This is a genomic window from Micromonospora sp. NBC_00389, assembly GCF_036059255.1.
Classification (GTDB): Bacteria; Actinomycetota; Actinomycetes; order Mycobacteriales; family Micromonosporaceae; genus Micromonospora.
The window spans coordinates 7,105,129-7,121,706 of sequence record NZ_CP107947.1; the positions used below are offsets into that span (position 1 = coordinate 7,105,129).

Below are 16,578 nucleotides of genomic sequence, written 5' to 3' on the forward strand. Positions count from 1 at the left end.
TCAGCGGGCGGTGTCCGCGACCGCCTGCGCGAACACCTCCGAGCGGTGCTCGAAGTTGCGGAACCGCCCATAGCTCGGGGCGGCCGGCGAGAGCAGCACCACCCCGCCCGCGGGGGTGAGCTTGCGGGCCAGCCCCACCGCGGCGACCAGGTCCTCGGCGAGCTCGGTGCGTACCGCCGGCAGCCCGGCGAGCGCCTCGACGATCCGGGGGCCGCTGTCCGGGATGCCGATGACGGTGATCTCACGCTCGGCCAGGTGCTCCCGGAGCGGCGTGTAGTCGAGCCCTCGGTCGCTGCCCCCGACGATCACGGTCAACGGCCGCCCGTCGTACGCGTCGATCGCGTGCATGGCCGCGTACGGGCTGGTGGCCAGGGTGTCGTCGACGAAGGTCAGCCCGGACGGGTCGGTGATCTCGGTGAGCCGGTGGGCCAGCCCCTGGAACTCGGCGACCGCGACGGCGAGGCTGTTCCGGTCGGCCACCACGTCCACGCCGAGCGCGTCCAGCACGGCGAGCGCGACGCAGAGGTTGCCCTCGTTGTGCCGGCCCACCAGGGGCAGCACGGCGCGCGGGAAGAGCGGCTGGTCACCGAGGTGGAACCAGGGCGTGCCGTCCGCGCCGGTGGCGACGTGGGTGGTGTCGGTGCGACCGGCGCGGACGGCCGGCCGGTCACCGAGCTCAGCGGCGAGCCGGGGGTCCGCGCCGTTCACCACGATCGTCTCCGGGCCGTGGGCGAGCAGGTTGAGCTTGTCCCGGTAGTACTCCCGCTCCCCGCCGTGCGCGTCCAGGTGCTCGGGGAAGAGCGCGGTGACCACGGCCACCCGGGGCGAGTCGGTGAGGTCGCTGCACTGGTAGCTGGACAGCTCCAGCACGTACAGCTCCGCCTCGGGCAGGTCCAGGGTGGGCACGCCGATGTTGCCGCCGAAGACGTTCGGCCGGCCCATCGCGGTGAGCAGGTGGCTGATCAGGCTGGAGGTGGTGCTCTTGCCCTTGCTGCCGGTGACCCCGACGGTGCGCGCGGCGTGGTCGGCCATCCACAGCGCGGTGCCCTGGGTGACGGTGACGCCGCGCCCGCGCAGCTCGACCAGCCACGGGTGGGTCTGCGGCACGCCCGGCGAGCGGACCACCACGTCGGCGGCGGCCAGCCGCTCGAAGCCCGCCTCGCCGGTGACCAGTGGGGCTGCCTCGGCCAGCGGGCCGTCCCAGGGCAGCGAGAGGAAGTTGGCGCTGTCGTCGACGGCGACCAGCTCGGCCGGGCCGTGCGCGGCGATCGCGGTCACCGCGGCCCGGCCCTCCCGGCCGGTCCCCCAGACGGCGACGGTACGTCCGCGCAGGTCAGACAGGCGCACGGGGCTCTCCTCAAGGGTCGCGGCGGCGGTGGGGCGGGCGCGGTCCGGCGCAGCCGGACACGGCCGGACGAACCAGGGCCTAGTATGGCGTGTGCCCAACGAGCAGCTCCGGCGGATGGACGCCTTCACCTTCCCGTCCTACTCGATCGACTTCGCCACCGGCGAGGTGTTGTTCGACTACGCCTTGACCGGCCCAGCCGGCGAGCAGCGGTTCACCGAGGTCATCACCCTTCCGCTGCCTGCCGAGCCGCCCTCGGACGAGACGGTGGCCACCCTCGGCCGGGTGCTGGAGGTGCTGCACCTGGTCGCCGGGGTCAGCTACTACAAGGCCGCCGCGCCGCCCCGGCTGGTGCTGCCGGCGCCGCTGGGCGCGGCCGCCGTCGACTACGTCACCGCCATCTACACCCAGGGCCTGGCGGAGTACGCGTACCGCAACCAACTGCCGCACGTGCTGGAGCTGCGCCCGGAGGTGCCGGCCGGTGAGGTGCCACCGGCCCGAGTGTACGACGACTCCGACCGTCGCCCGCTCTCCGCGGTCGGTGGCGGCAAGGACTCCATCGTCAGCCTGGAGGCACTGCGCCGGGCCGAGCTGGACCCGGTGCCGTTCTCGGTCAACCCGAACCACGTGATCGTCTCGGTCAACGAGGCGTCCGGGCTGACCCCGCTGGCCGCCCGGCGCCGGATCGACCCGGTGCTGTTCGACCTGAACGCGGCCGGCGCGCTGAACGGGCACATTCCGGTCACCGCGATCAACTCGCTGATCGCGGTGGCAACCGCCGTGCTGCACGGGCTCGGCCCGGTGGTGATGTCCAACGAGCGCTCGGCGTCCGACCCGAACCTGGTCTGGAACGGCCACGAGATCAACCACCAGTGGTCCAAGGGTGTCGAGGCGGAAGGGCTGCTGCGGGCGGCGCTGGCCGAGCACGCCGGCCTGACCGAGCCGTACTTCTCGCTGCTGCGCTCGCTGTCCGAGCTGCACATCGCCCGGCTCTTCGCCGAGTTCACCCGGTACGACGACGTGGTGACCAGCTGCAACTCCGCCTTCAAGCTGCACAACGCGAGCGAACGCTGGTGCCGCGACTGCCCGAAGTGCCGGTTCGTCTTCCTGGCCATGGCGCCGTTCATGCCGCGCGAGCGGGTGGTGGGCATCTTCGGCGGCGACCTGCTGGCCGACGAGTCACAGATCCCCGGTTACCGGGAGCTGCTGGGCGTGGACGGGCACAAGCCGTTCGAGTGCGTGGGCGAGGTCGAGGAGTCGGTGGTGGCTTTGGGCCTGCTCGCCGAGCAGGACCAGTGGCGCGACGCCCCGGTGATCCGCGCCCTGGTCGACGCCGTCCCGGCCACCGCCTGGTCCGCCGTGGCCAACTCCGACGTCTTCACCCCCGGCGGCCCCAACCACATCCCCCCGACCTACGCCAAAGCCCTGACCACCCTCACCTGACCCACCCGCCTCGGGTGGGGGTGGGTCAGGGGGTGCGGACGGCGTCCAGGGCCAGTAGGGCCACGTGCAGCGAGAGGCAGGCTTCGACCGAGTCGAGGTCGACGTCGAGGATGCGGGCGATACGGGCCAGGCGCTCGTAGAAGGCCGGCCGGGACAGGTGGGCGGCGGCGGCGCCGGCGGACTTGTTGCGCCCCTGCTCCAGGTACGCGCGCAGAGTGTCGAGCAGCCGCTCCCGGGGGTGCCGGGCGTCGTACTCCAGCAGCGCCCCGAGTTCGCGCTCCACGAAGGTCTGCAACCGAGGCTCGTCGCGCAGCAGGTGCAACAGGCCGGCCAGACCCACGTGCGGTAGCCGGAAGATCGGCAGGTCACGCCGGTCGCGGCGGGCCGCCTCAGCGATCTGCCGCGCCTCGATCAGCGATCGTCGGGCCTCCCGCAGGCTGCCCACCCCGGACCCCGCGGCCACGATCACCCCGCCCACCGACCGACCTACTCCGTCGGCCACCACCCGGGACGCGTCGGCACCGGACGCCACCGGGGACGCGTTGGCGCCGGACGCCACCCGGGACGCGCCTGCGTCGAGGCGTACCCGGCGCAGCGCGGCGGCGAACGCGGACAGCGCGCGGTCCTCGGCGGCCGGGTCCGGCAGGGCCAGCAGCGCGCCGACCGAGTGGTCGTCGACCGCGCTGGTCAGTGCGGTCAGCTTCGCCTCCCGCAGCGCCTGGCCGACCGCCTCGGACAGGTCCCGCAGCCGGGCCGGGCCGGCCTCGGGACCGCCCTCGCCGGCCGGGTCGTCGGCCCGGTGCCGGACCATCACGCCGACCAGATGCCGGCGGTCGAGCACCACGCCGAGCGCCTTCGCCCGCAGCGCCACCTCGTCCACCGATCGGGAGTGGTCCAGCAGTGCGGTGAGCAGGGTGCGGTGGATCTGCCGTTCCAGCCCTTCGGCGTCGCGGCGGATCAGCCGGCCCAGCGCGAGGGTGGACGCGGCCCGCTCGATCAGGATGGTGAGCCGGGTCGGCGGCCCGGGGCTCGGGTCGGGCCGCGCCGGGTCGGTGCCCCGGCGGGTGGGCAACTCCCCGCCGCCGGGCCAGCGCAGCAGCAGCCGCCCCCAGTCCTGCCCCCGGGCTCCGACGACCGTCACCAGCCAGCCGCTGTCCGGGTCGTACGCGGTCCGCCCGGCCGGCCGGATCCGCCGGGAGTGCTGCTCCCAGCCGTCCAGGAGCAGTTCGGCGCTCTCCCCCGCCGGGTCGTACCCCAGCACCTGCCGGGACAGGTTCTCCAGCACCACCGGGCAACCGGACAGTTCGGCGGCCTGCCGGATCACCTCGGTCGCGTCGGCGCCCTCGACCGAGAGGTCGGTGAACCGCTGGTGGATCTCCTCGGTGGCGCGCAGCTCGGTGAGCTGCGCGTCGACGATCAACGCGTGCACCGCCTCGGTGATCCGCACGAACGGGGTGGCCCGGCGCAGCTCCACCAGGGGCAGGCCGCGCCGCTCGGCGGCGGCGGCCATCACCCGGGGCACCCCGCTGACGTACCGGCGGCCCAGCTCGACGACGAGCCCGGAGACACCGACGTCGGCCAGGTCCCCGATGAACGCGCGCAGCCCCGCGTCGTCGCCGGGCAGCCCGATGCCGGTGGTGAGCACCAGCTCGCCACCGCCGAGCAGGGTGGCGATGTCGGGCACCTCGGCGACGTGCACCCAGCGGACCGGCCGGTCCAGCCCGGCGTCCCCGGCGACCACGCGCGGCGCGCCGTGGCGGACCGGGTCCAGGGCGAGGACCTCACGGACGGTAGGGAACACGGCCGCCACGCTACCGTCCGTGACGCCGGAACTCGACATCCCGCTGCGGGGGCATCGTTCGAAGATCACATCGAGTAGCGTGCCGCTGATTGTGATCTTTGGGAGGGGGAGGCATGAACAGGACAACGATCAGCAGGCGCGCCTTCGGCAAGCTGGTGGGCGCGGCGGGCGCGGGGACCCTCGCCGCCGGGGCGTTGGGCGGGTCGCCCGGCCAGGCGGCACCGCAGGCCACCTGGGTGGCCAGCGGTACGGCGGTGGCCGCGCTGTCGGCCTTCGACAGCGCCATGCAGACCTTCATGCAGGCCCGGCACGTCTCCGCTGGGCAGCTCGCCGTGACCTACAAGGGCCGGCTGGTGCTGGCCCGCGGCTACGGCAACGACTCCCCGCAAGTGATCCAGCCGACCTCGCTGTTCCGGGTGGCCAGCCTGTCGAAGTCACTGACCGCGGCGGCCCTGCTCCGGCTCGCCCAGGACGGCAGGCTCAGCCTCGGCGACCCGGTCGGCAGGTACGTCGACCTGACCCCGCCCGCCGGCCAGGCGGTGGACCCGCGGCTGGCCAACGTCAGCCTGTGGCGGATCCTCCAGCACACCGGCGGCTGGGACCGGAACCTGACCAACTTCGACCCCCTGTTCAAGGACCTGGTCATCGCCCGGTCGCTCGGCGCGCCGCTGGAGCTGACCCACGCCGACGTGGTCCGGTTCATGTCCGGCCAGCCACTCAGCCACGACCCCGGCTCGTACGTGTCGTACAGCAACTACGGCTACCTGCTGGCCGGCCGGGTGGTCGAGGCGGTGACCGGCCAGCCCTACGAGACGTACGTCCGGCAGGAACTGCTCGCGCCACTGGGCATCACCCGGATGGCGAACGGCTGGTCGGTCGCCCGGCACAGCGGTGAGGTCGGGTACGAGTCGCAGTACACCGGCACCACCGTGCTGGACAACTCGGGCACCATCGTGGACTCCCCGTACGGCACGTTCAGCATGCGAATGCACGACGCCAACGGCGGGTGGATCGCCTCCGCCGTGGACCTGGTGCGCTGGGCGTCGGCCTTCGACACCGGCAGCCCGATCCTGAACAGCACCTCGCTGGGCCGGGCGTGGGCGGTGCCGAACCCGACCGGGGTGAACGCCAACGGTTGGTACTACGGCCTCGGTTGGCAGGTGCGTCCGGTGACGACCGGCGGCACCGGGCGTAACACCTGGCACACCGGTAGCCTGCCGGGCACGTACAGCATCGTGGTACGCACCTACCACGGGCTGAGCTGGGCGGCGGTGTTCAACCGGCGCGACGACGAGTCCGGGCTGACCTACGGCGACATCGACCCCGCGCTCTGGGCCGCCTCCCGCGCGGTGACCAGTTGGCCGACCCACAACTTCTGGTCGAAGTACTTCGCGTGACGCCGGTGAGGGCGGGCGCGCCCGCCCTCACCACTGCCCCGGCAGCGGGGTTGCTGACCCGGCCGGATCAGTCAGACGTCTCCGCGCGGAGCTGTCGGAAGAACGTTCGGATGTCAGCGACCAGCAGATCGGGTGTCTCCATCGCAGCGAAATGCCCGCCTCGGTCGAACTCCGTCCATCGCACGATGTTGTTCGTTCGATCGGCGATGTGCCGCAACGGAATGAAGTTGTCCCGCGGGAAGGCGGCCAGGGCTGTCGGTGCGGTGGACGGCTCCGGCGGCGACCCCCAGTAGTCCGCATGTGCCCGCTCGTAGTAGATGCGGGCGGACGAGCCGGCCGTTCCGGTGAGCCAATAGAGCATGACGTTGGTGAGCAGGTGATCGCGGTCGACGGCGTCCTCCGGGCGGGCCGACGAGTCCGTCCACTCCTTGAACTTCTCCGCGATCCAGGCCAACTGGCCGACCGGAGAGTCGGTCAGGCCGTAGGCAAGCGTCTGCGGTCGCGTGGACTGGATAACCGCATAGCCGGCGCTGTCGCGGTCCCACTGTTGGGTGCGCCGCCACGAGGCCAGCGTTCGCTCCCGTTCCGCCGGGCTCAACGTGGCGAGCAGGTCGGCGTCCGGTTCCTCCGTCACGGACGAGTTCGGCAGCAGGTTCAGGTGTACGCCGATGACGTGGCCGGTCTGGGTACGACCGAGTTCGCGGGAGATGACCGACCCCCAGTCACCGCCCTGCACGCCGTACCGCTGATAGCCGAGACGCCGCATCATCTCGGCGAATGCGGCGGCCACCCGCCGGAACTCCCATCCGGTCTCCCGCGTCGGCCCGGAGAACCCGAACCCCGGGATGCTCGGCATGACCAGGTGGAAGGCGTCGGACGGGTCGCCGCCGTGGGCCCGCGGATCGGTCAGCGGCCCGGCGACCTCGGTGAACTCCACGATTGAGCCCGGCCAGCCGTGCGTGATGAGCAGCGGAGTCGCGCCCGGCTCCGGGGACCGGATGTGCGCGAAGTGAATGTCCGCCCCATCGATCGTGGTAGTGAACTGCGGCCACTCGTTGAGCCTGGCCTCCGCGGCACGCCAGTCGTATTCGTGCCGCCAGTACCGCACCAGGTCCATCAGGTAGTCCCGCGGGACGCCGTACTCCCAGCCCACCCCGGGCAACTGGTCGGGCCACCTGGTGCGATCGAGCCGCTCGTACAGGTCGTCGAGATCGCGTTGCGAAATGTCGACCCGGAAAGGATGGATGCTCGAATCGGGCGAAGTTGTCACGACTGCGGATACTATGTTCTGTCCCGTCGAGCGCCCACCTCACAGGGGATCGTCGCGACCCAACTCCCAGAAGGCGACCGCGGCTGCGGCGGCAACGTTCAACGAGTCCACTCCGCGCCGCATCGGGATTACCACCCGTACGTCGCTGGCTGACTGGGCCGCCGCGGTGAGGCCAGGGCCTTCGGCGCCGAGGAGCAGCGCCGCCCGCGCACGCTGCGCCGGAGTGAGCCGCTGGATCGGTACGGCGTCCGGAGCCGGCGTCATGGCGAGCACGGTGAAGCCCGCTTCCCGCACCTGGTCCAGGGCCACCGGCCAGCGCTCGAGCTTGGCGTACGGCACCGCGAAGACCTCGCCCATGCTGACCCGTACGCTGCGTCGGTAGAGCGGGTCGGCGCAGGTGGGCGAGAGCAGCACCGCGTCGATGCCGAGCGCGGCGGCGCCCCTGAAAACCGCGCCGAGGTTGGTGTGGTTGTTGACGTCCTCCAGGATCACCACCCGGCGCGCGGTGGCGAGCACCTCGGCCGCCGTCGGCAGCGGACGGCGGTGGAACGACGCCAGCACCCCCCGGTGTACGTGGAATCCGGTGGCCCGTTGCAGCACGTCCTGCGTCGCCGCGTAGACCGGCGCGTCGCCGGTGTCCAGGTCGGCGAGCTGGTCGGCCCGCTTGGCGTCGACCAGGTACGACCGGGCCGGGTAGCCGGCGCGCAGCGCGCGGCGCAGCACCAGCTCCCCCTCGGCGATGAACAGGCCGTGCGGCGGCTCCCAGCGGGTGCGCAGCTCGACGTCGGTGAGCGCGCGGTAGTCGGCGATCCGGTCGTCGTCGGGATCGGTGATCTGGTGGACGGGCACCCGACGATTCTGCCGGACGGCCCGCCCGGCACTCCGGGGCCGGTCGAGCCCACCCCACCCGGGGCGTTTTGTCCGGAAAGGAAGGGGAATGGCGGGCGGAGTAAAGGACTCAACCGGAAGGACCAGCCAGGTGAGCCCAGACCACGCCGCGCCGGGCGAAGCGGGTGCCCTGCCCAAGCACGCCACCGTCGCGGACCACATCGTCGCCCGCCTGTTCAGCTGGGGCGTGCACCGGTACTTCGGCTACCCGGGCGACGGCATCAACGGCCTCACCTCCGCTCTGCAACGCACCAACGAGCGGGCCCAGTTCATCCAGGTGCGACACGAGGAGACCGCCGGCTTCGCCGCCTCGGCGCACGTCAAGTACGGCGGTGGGCCGCTGGGCTGCGCGCTGGTGACCAGCGGGCCGGGCGCCATCCATCTGCTCAACGGCCTGTACGACGCCAAGCTCGACCACCAGCCGGTTGTCGCTCTGGTCGGGCACACCGCGGTCACCGCCGAGGGGGGCGGCTACTACCAGGAGGTCGACCTGCTGGCCCTCTACAAGGACGTGGCCGCGGCGTTCCTGGCCCAGCTCGACCACCCGGCGCAGGTCCGCCATCTGGTCGACCGGGCGTGCCGCACGGCGCTGGCCCGGCGTACCGTCACCGCCCTGGTGCTCCCCTCGGACCTGCAGGACGAGCCGGCCATCCCGGACCCGCCGTACGCGCACGGCTACTACCACACCAGCAACGTGCCGAGCAGCCCGCCGACCGTGCCGCCGGAGGCGGACCTGCGCCGGGCAGCCGAGGTGCTGCGCAGCGGGCAGCGGGTGGCGATGCTGGTGGGGCAGGGCGCGCTCGGGGCACCGGACGAGGTCCGCGAGATCGCCCAGCGGCTCGGCGCGGGGGTGGCCACCGCGCTGCTCGGCTTCACCGCCGTCGACCACCGGGAGCCGTGGGTCACCGGCTCGATCGGGCTGCTCGGCACCCGGCCGAGCTGGCAGCTGATGACCGGCTGCGACCGGCTGCTGATCGTCGGCAGCAACATGCCGTACTCGGAGTTCTACCCGCCGCAGGGGCAGGCCCGCGCGGTGCAGATCGACGTGGACGGCACCCAACTCGGGCTGCGATACCCGACCGAGGTGAACCTGACCGGCGACGCCGGCCCCACGCTGCGGGCGTTGCTGCACGAGCTGGGCACCGGCCCCGGGCCGACCGCCTGGCGGGCGGAGATCGCTGAGGCCACCTCGTCGTGGCGCCGGGTGCAGCGCGAGCTGGCCGAGCAGACCGCCGACCCGGTCAACCCGCAGCTGCTGTTCAGCACCCTCAGCGAGCGGCTGCCCGACGACGCGATGATCGCCGTGGACTGCGGCACCACGACCGCCTGGTACGCCCGGCACGTGCAGGTCCGGCCCGGGATGCTTGCCAGCCTCTCCGGGACCCTGCTGTCCATGGGCGGCGCCATGCCGTACGCGCTGAGCGCCAAGTTCGCCCACCCGGACCGCCCGCTGGTGGCGCTGATCGGCGACGGTGCGATGCAGATGAACGGCGTCAACGAGCTGATCACCGTGGCCAAGTACTGGCGCAGCTGGGCGGACCCACGGTTCGTGGTGCTGGTGCTCAACAACCGGGATCTGGCATTCGTCAGCTGGGAGCAACGTTCCAGCGAGGGGACGCCGATGTTCCCGGACAGCCAGCAGCTGCCGGACATCGGCTACCACCAGTGGGCGCAGGTGCTCGGGCTGCACGGCGAGCTGGTCGACTCCCCGGAGCAGGTGCCGGCGATCTGGGACCGGGCGCTCACCGCCGACCGGCCGGTGGTGATCAACGCGCTGGTCGACCCGGCGGAGCTGATGCTGCCACCACACTTCACCGCCGAGCAGGCGCGCAAGACCGCGGCGGCAGTGCTGCGCGGCGACACCGATTGGGCCGGAATCATCCGCCGCGGCCTACCCGCCACCCTGGCCAGCTACCGCCCCCGTCGCCGGCAGGGCTGACGGTCCCCCCGCCCCGCAGGAGCCGGGGCGGGGGCCAGGCAGGGCGGTCAGCCGCGGCGGTCCAGCCAGCGTTGCAGGAGTGAGCGAGGGTCGTCCTCCCGGGTTGGTCGACGGTCCGGAACGGGGGCGCGCTCGACCGGGCGGCGGGGTTCGCCGGCCAACTCGCGGCTGGGCGCGACGAACGCCTTCTCCGGCTGGCCCTTCACGGCGGTGGCGATGACCCGGGCGACCGCGTCGATCACCTTGGCCTGCACCGCGGAGCCCACCGAGTCGGTCGGGTCGTCCGGGTTGGCGGCGATACCGGCGACCGCGACCTGCGGGGTGAAGCCGACGAACGTCTCGGTCGAGTTCTGCTCCGAGCTGCCGGTCTTGCCGGCCACCGGGCGGCCGTCGAGGATGTCGTTCACGCCGGTGGCGGTGCCACCGTTGCACTGCCCGTACGGCGACTGCTGGCCGACCGGGCAGCGGGCGGCGTCGGTCGCGGCGCGGGCCACGTCGGCGTCGAGCACCCGCTTGCAGGCCGGCTGCCCGACCGGCACCTTGTCACCGTTCGCTGCGGTCACCGAGACCACCGGCACGGGCGTGCAGTAGGTGCCCTCGGCGGCCACCGTGGCGTACGCGTTGGCCAGGTCCAGCGGGGTGGTGGCGGCCACGCCCAGGGTGAACGAACCCCAGTTGGCGGCGTCGTCCTTGGCGAAGGCGGCGTCCGCGTCGGCGCGGAAGGTGATGCCGAGCCGCTGCGCCATCTCCACCACCTTGTCCTGGCCGACCTGCTCGGCCAGCCAGACGAAGTAGGTGTTCACCGAACGGCCGAAGCCGTCCCACATCATCCGGTACCCGTCCATCCAGTCCGGGTTGGCGTTGGCCGGGCACCAGGTGCCGTCACAGCTGCCCGGGCCCTCGGCGGCGTACCGGGTGGGCAACTTGGCGGGTGCGTCGAAGCCGGTGGAGAGGGTACGGCCGGACTCCAGCGCGGCGAGCATGGTGAACAGCTTGAACGTCGAGCCGGCCTGGTACCCGTCGACGCTGGCCCCGCCGGAGATCAGCGGGTTGACGGTGTTCGGGTAGTTGGCCTGCCCGCCCGGGTTGTCGGCCAGGCTGTAGTGCCGGTTGACCGCCATCGCCAGCACCTGCCCGGTGCCCGGCTGCACGGCCGCGATCGGCAGGGCGCGCTTGTTGTCGTACCCGTAGACCTTGGTGGCCTGCTGCTGCGCGGTGGCCTGGATCTGCGGGTCCAGCGAGGTGACCACGGTGTAGCCGCCCGACCGCAGGGCCTGCTCGCGCTCCGGCACGGTGGCCCCGAACGCCGGCTGGGCGACCCACCATCGGCGCAGGTAGTCGCAGAAGTAGCCCCAGTCGTCGTGGCCCTGGGCCACGGCGGTGCAGCCGTTGGGCTGCGCGGTGGGGTGCAGGGTCAGCGGCTCCGCCTTGGCCTGCGCGGCCTGCCCGGCGGTGATGGCGCCGGTCTCGGCCATCGAGTCCAGGACGTACGACCGGCGGGCCAGCGCGTCGTCCTTGTTCCCGTCGATGGGGCTGTACGCGTCCGGGGACTGCACCAGGCCAGCGAGCAGGGCCGACTCGGCGAGGGTCAGCTGCGCCGGAGGCTTGCCGAAGTAGCGCTGGCTGGCCGCCGCGATCCCGTACGCATTGGAGCCGAAGTAGGCGATGTTCAGGTACCGGTTGAGGATCTCGTCCTTGCCGAGGCTCTGTTCCAACGCGCCCGCGTACCGGATCTCCTGGATCTTGCGCGGAATCGTGGGGTCGGTGGCGGCGGCGCGTTCCTCGGCGGTGCGGGTGGGGTCGGTCTTGAGCACGTTACGGACGTACTGCATGGTCAGCGTCGAGCCGCCCTGCTCGGTGCCGCCGCCCTTGACGTTGGACACCAGCGCGCGGGCCAGCCCGCGCAGGTCCGCGCCGCCGTGCGAGTAGAACCGCCGGTCCTCGGCCGCCACAATCGCCTGCCGCATCACCGGGGCGATGTCCGCCAGCGGTACGTCGGTGCGGTTCACGTCGTAGAACGTCGTGATCAGCGTCTTGCCGTCGTTGGCGTAGAGGTAGGAGCGCTGCGGGGTGGCCGGGGTGCGCAGCGCGTCAGGCAACGCGGCGTACGTCCCGATCGCGGAGCGGGCGGCGAACCCGAGCAGCAGGTTGCCCGGCAGCGCGGCGACTGCCAGGGCGAGCCCGGCCAGCAAGCCGGCGAGCAGCACGGTGAACAGCCGCGACAGCGGCGAGCGGGAGGCGGCCATGCTCCCCAGGATTGCCACGAATGCCGCCAACCGACCACCCTCGCAGCCCGATTGTCAGCAACTTCACCGCCCCCCACCAGCCAACTCCCACCCAAACCCGCCCGCACACCCCCACCCACCCCCGACCCACCCCCGCCCACCCCTGGTGATCATGAGGTTGACGGGGAGTTCGATCAAGGAAACCCTCGTCAACCTCATGATCACCGAAGCGGGGTGGGGTGGGTTAGGGGGTTGGGGTGGAGAGGCTGGCGCTGGCGGCGTCGCGGGCGATGTCGCGGGGCACCAGGCGCCCGGAGCGGTAGCCGATGCCGATGCCGGCGATCAGCACGAAGATCGCGCCGAACGTCTGCAGCGACCCGATCAGGGCGCCGCCCAGGCCGAGCAGCGGCGCGGCGATGATCAGCATGACCCCGTCGCCGAGGCTGAACGTGCCCGACCGGGCGACCGCCCATCCGGTGAGGAACCAGCCCACGCTGTAGAAGGTGGCACCGACCAGGACCAGCGAACGCGCCGTGGTGCCGAAGACCGGTGTCTGCTCGGCGAGCCCGGCGAAGGGCAGCATCAGCACGGTGCCGGCGATGCTGACCAGCAGACCGGCGGCGGCGACTCGACGACTGCGGGTCGCGGCGAGCAGCCCGGTGAGGGCCAGCAGCGCGAGCAGGCCAAGCCAGACCGCGGCCACCCAACCGATCAGGTAGGCCGCCCGACCGTCGGCCGGATACGGGTCGTTGCCCACCCCGCCGTCGCTGGCCATCGCCACCACGCCATAGAGGATGGCGTACGCGGGCAGCAGCCACACCGCCGCCCGCGCGAACCGGCGTATCGACCAGGCCCAACTGGCGTTCGTTGCCGGTCCGGCCGGGGTCGGCTCGCCCACGAACGGCAGTACGCCGAATCCTCCGCCGCTGCTCCGGGAACCCAGTGGGCCGGCCGGGTCGTGCGCGCCGGGCACCGGGGCGGAGGACCACATCCGATTCGCCGGATCCTTCATGCGTCACCTCGCTCGTCCGCGAGCGGTGCGGGACGCGCCGGGGCGCCCCGATTGCCTGGTCACCACCCGTCCTAGGACCGATCGTGGCAGGCGTCGGAGCGCCCCATGAGTCTTTCTCGCATTTACCCGGCCGGGCGGCCGCTCTACTGGATCAGCCGCGCTCGCGCTGATCGGTCGGGTCGTTGACCAGGCTGGTCGGGGAGACCGGCTCCGGCGCGGGCAGCCCTTGCGGCCCCTTGGTGCCGGTGGCCTGCGCCTCGGCGACGCGTACCTCGTCGTGGATCTGCTGGGCGGCGGCCGCTGCGGCCTGCGCCGCCTCCGCGGCCTCGCGCTCGACCTGGCTCGCGTGGTCGGCTGCCTCCGGTGCGGGAAGGTCCCCCACCATCTGGCTCAAACCACCCAGCGCGCCACCCATCCCCTCAAGTGCCTTGGTCAGCTCGGCCGGGATGATCCAGACCTTGTTGGCGCTGCCCTGGGCGATCTGCGGCAGGGCCTGCAGGTACTGGTAGGCGAGCACCTTCTGGCTCGGATTCGCCTGGTGGATCGCGTCGAATACCGTCCGGATCGCCTTCGCCTGGCCCTCGGCCTGCAGGATCCGAGCCTGCCGATCACCGTCGGCGCGCAGCACCGCGGACTGCTTCTCGCCCTCGGCGGTGAGGATCTGCGACTGCTTGTGTCCTTCGGCGGTCAGGATCGCCGCGCGGCGGTCCCGCTCGGCGCGCATCTGCTTCTCCATCGAGTCGCGGATGCTGGCTGGCGGCTCGATCGCCTTGATCTCCACCCGGGTCACCTTGATGCCCCAGCGGCCGGTGGTCTCGTCCAGCACGCCGGAGAGGTGCCGGTTGATCTCGTCCCGGCTGGTCAGCGCCCGCTCCAGGTCCAGCGAGCCGATCACGTTTCGCAGCGTGGTGACGGTGAGCTGCTCGATGGCCTGGAGGAAGCTGGAGATCTCGTAGGTCGCCCGGACCGAGTCGACCACCTTGAAGTAGAGGACCGTGTCGATCGAGACCACCAGGTTGTCCGAGGTGATCACCGGCTGCGGCGGGAAGCTGACCACCTGCTCCCGCATGTCTACCTTGGTACGGACCGCGTCGATGAACGGCACCAGCAGGTTGAGGCCGGGGCTGAGGGTGCGCTTGTACTTGCCGAGCCGTTCCACCACGTCCTGGCGTTGCTGCGGCACGATCCGCACCGCCTTGGCCAGCGTCACCACGGCGATCAGCGCCACCGCGATCACCAGCACCCCTATGACCGTCATCCCGTTCACCCTCTCGATTCCGGCAGCTCGCCGGCGGAAGAAACATCGTCCTGCCAGACCAGGGCGGTCGCGCCCCGGACCTTTATCACCCGAACCCGTTGACCGACGTCGTAGACCTGCGTCGTGTCGTACGACCGGGCGCTCCACAGCTCTCCGTCAATCTTGACGAGGCCGTGCTCGGCGTCCACCCGTTCCAGCACCAACGCCGTGGAGCCTTCGATCGCCTCCAGGCCGAACGGCTGCTCGCCGCTGTCCAGCGCGGTCCTCTGATGCCGCCGGATGACCGGTCGGACCACCACCAGGCTCAACGCCGACACCACCGCGAACACCAGCGCCTGTATCGCCACCGGCGCGCCCAGGGCGGCCGCACCTGCGGCGGCGAACGCGCCAGCCCCGAACATGATCAGAAACAGCGTCGTCGTGAAGATCTCGGCGACCACCAGCAACACACCCAACACGATCCACACCACGGCGTCCACCCCCTGATCGTGACACGCAATTGCACGCGCGGACGACCCGTGATGATCAGTAAGCTCGGCGAAACCCACCTGGCCGGCCGAAACGCCCCGTCTCGATAAGCCGGCCCGAGCCGACGAGCGAGGAGATCCCGTTGACCCTGCTGCCCGAGACCGCCCGACAGGTCGACGCCATGGTCGCCCAGGCACAGGTCGACGGGCGCGCCCCGTCGCTGGTGCTGGGCGTGGTCCGCGACGGCGCGCTGGTGCATCTGGCCGCCGCCGGAGAGCATCCCCGCCCGGACATCGACCTGCAGTACCGGCTGGGCTCGATCAGCAAGACGATGACCGCCACGCTGATCATGCAGGTGCGCGACGCCGGCCGGCTGGCCGTGGACGACCCGTTGGAACGGCACCTGCCGGGCACCGGCGTTGGCACGCTCACCCTGCGCCAGCTACTCGGGCACGCCAGCGGCATCCAGCGCGAACCCGAGGGTGAGTGGTGGGAGCGGACCGAGGGCGCCGACCTGCGCACCCTGCTGGCCGGGCTGACCTTGGACAAGATCGCGTACCCGCCGCACGCCACCTACCACTACTCCAACCTCGCGTACGGGCTGCTCGGCGGCGTCCTCGAACGGCTCACCGGGACGCCCTGGGCCGACCTGCTCGGCGAGCGGATCCTCACCCCGCTGGGGATGGGCCGCACCACGTACGCGGCCACCGAGCCGTTCGCCCGCGGCTACGTCGTCCACCCGTGGCACGACACGCTGCGCGAGGAGCCCCGCACCGACACCGGGGCGATGGCCCCGGCCGGGCAACTCTGGTCGACGATCGAGGACCTGGGTCGCTGGGCAGCGTTCCTGGCCGACCCCGACCCCTCGGTGCTCGCCGCCGAGACGCTGACCGAGATGTGCTCCCCCGTGGTGATCAGCGACCTGGAGTCCTGGAACCACGGGCACGGTCTCGGGCTGGAGCTCTTCCGGGAAGGCGACCGGGTGTACGTCGGGCACGGCGGCTCGATGCCCGGCTACATCGCCTCGCTGGCCGTGCACCGGCCCACCCGCACCGCCGTGGTCGGCTTCGCCAACTCGTACGGCCTGCGTACCGGGCACCTCGGCGCGCTCGGCCGGCGGCTGCTCACGCTGGTGCTGGACGCCGAGCCCGCGCCAATCACCCCCTGGCTGCCGGCCGCTGCCGCGCCGCCCGCCGAGCTGAGCGAGCTGACCGGCCGCTGGTGGTGGATGGGCAGCGAGATCGAGGTGTTCGCGGACGCCACCGGCGACCTGCACGCCGGCCCGGTCGGCGTACCGGATCTGCGCTTCGTCGCCGAGGGACCGGACCGGTGGCGGGGCCGCGCCGGTGGACAGGACGGCGAGATCCTCACCGTGCGCCGCGACGAGCAGGGCCGTGCGGTCGCCCTGGACATCGCCACCTTCGTCCACACCCGCCACCCCGACCAGGAACCCTGACCGCTCGCTGACCTCCTGGGCAAGATCCGCACAGAATCATGGATGTAGTGGCCTCCGAGGGTCGAAGAGGCCACTA

General features: G+C 72.1%; 12 protein-coding genes. 4 read left to right on the forward strand and 8 right to left on the reverse strand.

Going from position 1 to position 16,578, the window contains the following annotated elements; genetic code table 11:
- Positions 1-1,347: a UDP-N-acetylmuramoyl-L-alanine--D-glutamate ligase gene (gene murD, locus OG470_RS33580; RefSeq protein ID WP_328418672.1), complete on the reverse strand. Its 1,347-nt coding sequence runs from the start codon at positions 1,345-1,347 to the stop codon at positions 1-3.
- A 91-nt stretch (positions 1,348-1,438) separates the two neighbouring features.
- Between murD and OG470_RS33585 the strand changes: the two genes are divergently transcribed.
- Positions 1,439-2,788, forward strand: coding sequence for a hypothetical protein (locus OG470_RS33585; RefSeq protein ID WP_328418673.1), 1,350 nt, complete (start codon positions 1,439-1,441; stop codon positions 2,786-2,788).
- Between the two features lie 25 nt (positions 2,789-2,813).
- On the opposite strand, the gene OG470_RS33590 is transcribed toward OG470_RS33585, so the two are convergent.
- A complete protein-coding gene (locus tag OG470_RS33590; RefSeq protein ID WP_442931014.1) occupies positions 2,814-4,589 on the reverse strand; it encodes a PucR family transcriptional regulator in 1,776 nt (591 codons plus the stop codon).
- Positions 4,590-4,702: 113 nt separating this feature from the next.
- Here OG470_RS33590 and OG470_RS33595 point away from each other — a divergent pair, with 113 nt between their 5' ends.
- Positions 4,703-5,986 carry a serine hydrolase domain-containing protein gene (locus OG470_RS33595; protein ID WP_328418674.1) on the forward strand — a complete coding sequence of 428 codons (1,284 nt, stop codon included), beginning with the start codon at positions 4,703-4,705 and terminating at the stop codon, positions 5,984-5,986.
- Between the two features lie 67 nt (positions 5,987-6,053).
- On the opposite strand, the gene OG470_RS33600 is transcribed toward OG470_RS33595, so the two are convergent.
- Positions 6,054-7,232, reverse strand: a complete 1,179-nt coding sequence (locus OG470_RS33600) for an epoxide hydrolase family protein (RefSeq protein ID WP_328426743.1) — start codon at positions 7,230-7,232, stop codon at positions 6,054-6,056.
- 63 nt (positions 7,233-7,295) lie between these two features.
- Positions 7,296-8,195, reverse strand: coding sequence for a TrmH family RNA methyltransferase (locus tag OG470_RS33605; protein ID WP_442931230.1), 900 nt, complete (start codon positions 8,193-8,195; stop codon positions 7,296-7,298).
- 40 nt (positions 8,196-8,235) lie between these two features.
- On the opposite strand from OG470_RS33605, the gene OG470_RS33610 reads away from it, so the two are divergent.
- Positions 8,236-10,083: a thiamine pyrophosphate-requiring protein gene (locus OG470_RS33610; protein ID WP_328418676.1), complete on the forward strand. Its 1,848-nt coding sequence runs from the start codon at positions 8,236-8,238 to the stop codon at positions 10,081-10,083.
- 47 nt (positions 10,084-10,130) lie between these two features.
- Here the strand turns inward: OG470_RS33610 and OG470_RS33615 are convergent, their stop codons facing one another.
- The 4 genes from OG470_RS33615 to OG470_RS33630 form a co-directional block, all read right to left on the reverse strand.
- Positions 10,131-12,329 carry a transglycosylase domain-containing protein gene (locus OG470_RS33615; protein ID WP_328418677.1) on the reverse strand — a complete coding sequence of 733 codons (2,199 nt, stop codon included), beginning with the start codon at positions 12,327-12,329 and terminating at the stop codon, positions 10,131-10,133.
- Positions 12,330-12,552: 223 nt separating this feature from the next.
- The gene (locus OG470_RS33620; RefSeq protein ID WP_328418678.1) at positions 12,553-13,320 is read right to left on the reverse strand and encodes a hypothetical protein; all 768 of its coding nucleotides are present in this window, start codon (positions 13,318-13,320) and stop codon (positions 12,553-12,555) included.
- Between the two features lie 151 nt (positions 13,321-13,471).
- Complete coding sequence (locus tag OG470_RS33625) at positions 13,472-14,578, reverse strand: SPFH domain-containing protein (protein ID WP_328418679.1); 1,107 nt, start codon at positions 14,576-14,578, stop codon at positions 13,472-13,474.
- Between the two features lie 5 nt (positions 14,579-14,583).
- On the reverse strand, positions 14,584-15,057 hold the full coding sequence (locus OG470_RS33630) for an NfeD family protein (protein ID WP_328418680.1): 474 nt from the start codon (positions 15,055-15,057) through the stop codon (positions 14,584-14,586).
- Positions 15,058-15,188: 131 nt separating this feature from the next.
- Between OG470_RS33630 and OG470_RS33635 the strand changes: the two genes are divergently transcribed.
- Positions 15,189-16,502 (forward strand): serine hydrolase domain-containing protein, encoded by a 1,314-nt coding sequence (locus OG470_RS33635; protein WP_328418681.1) that lies wholly within the window; start codon positions 15,189-15,191, stop codon positions 16,500-16,502.
- The last annotated feature ends 76 nt before the right edge of the window (positions 16,503-16,578 follow it).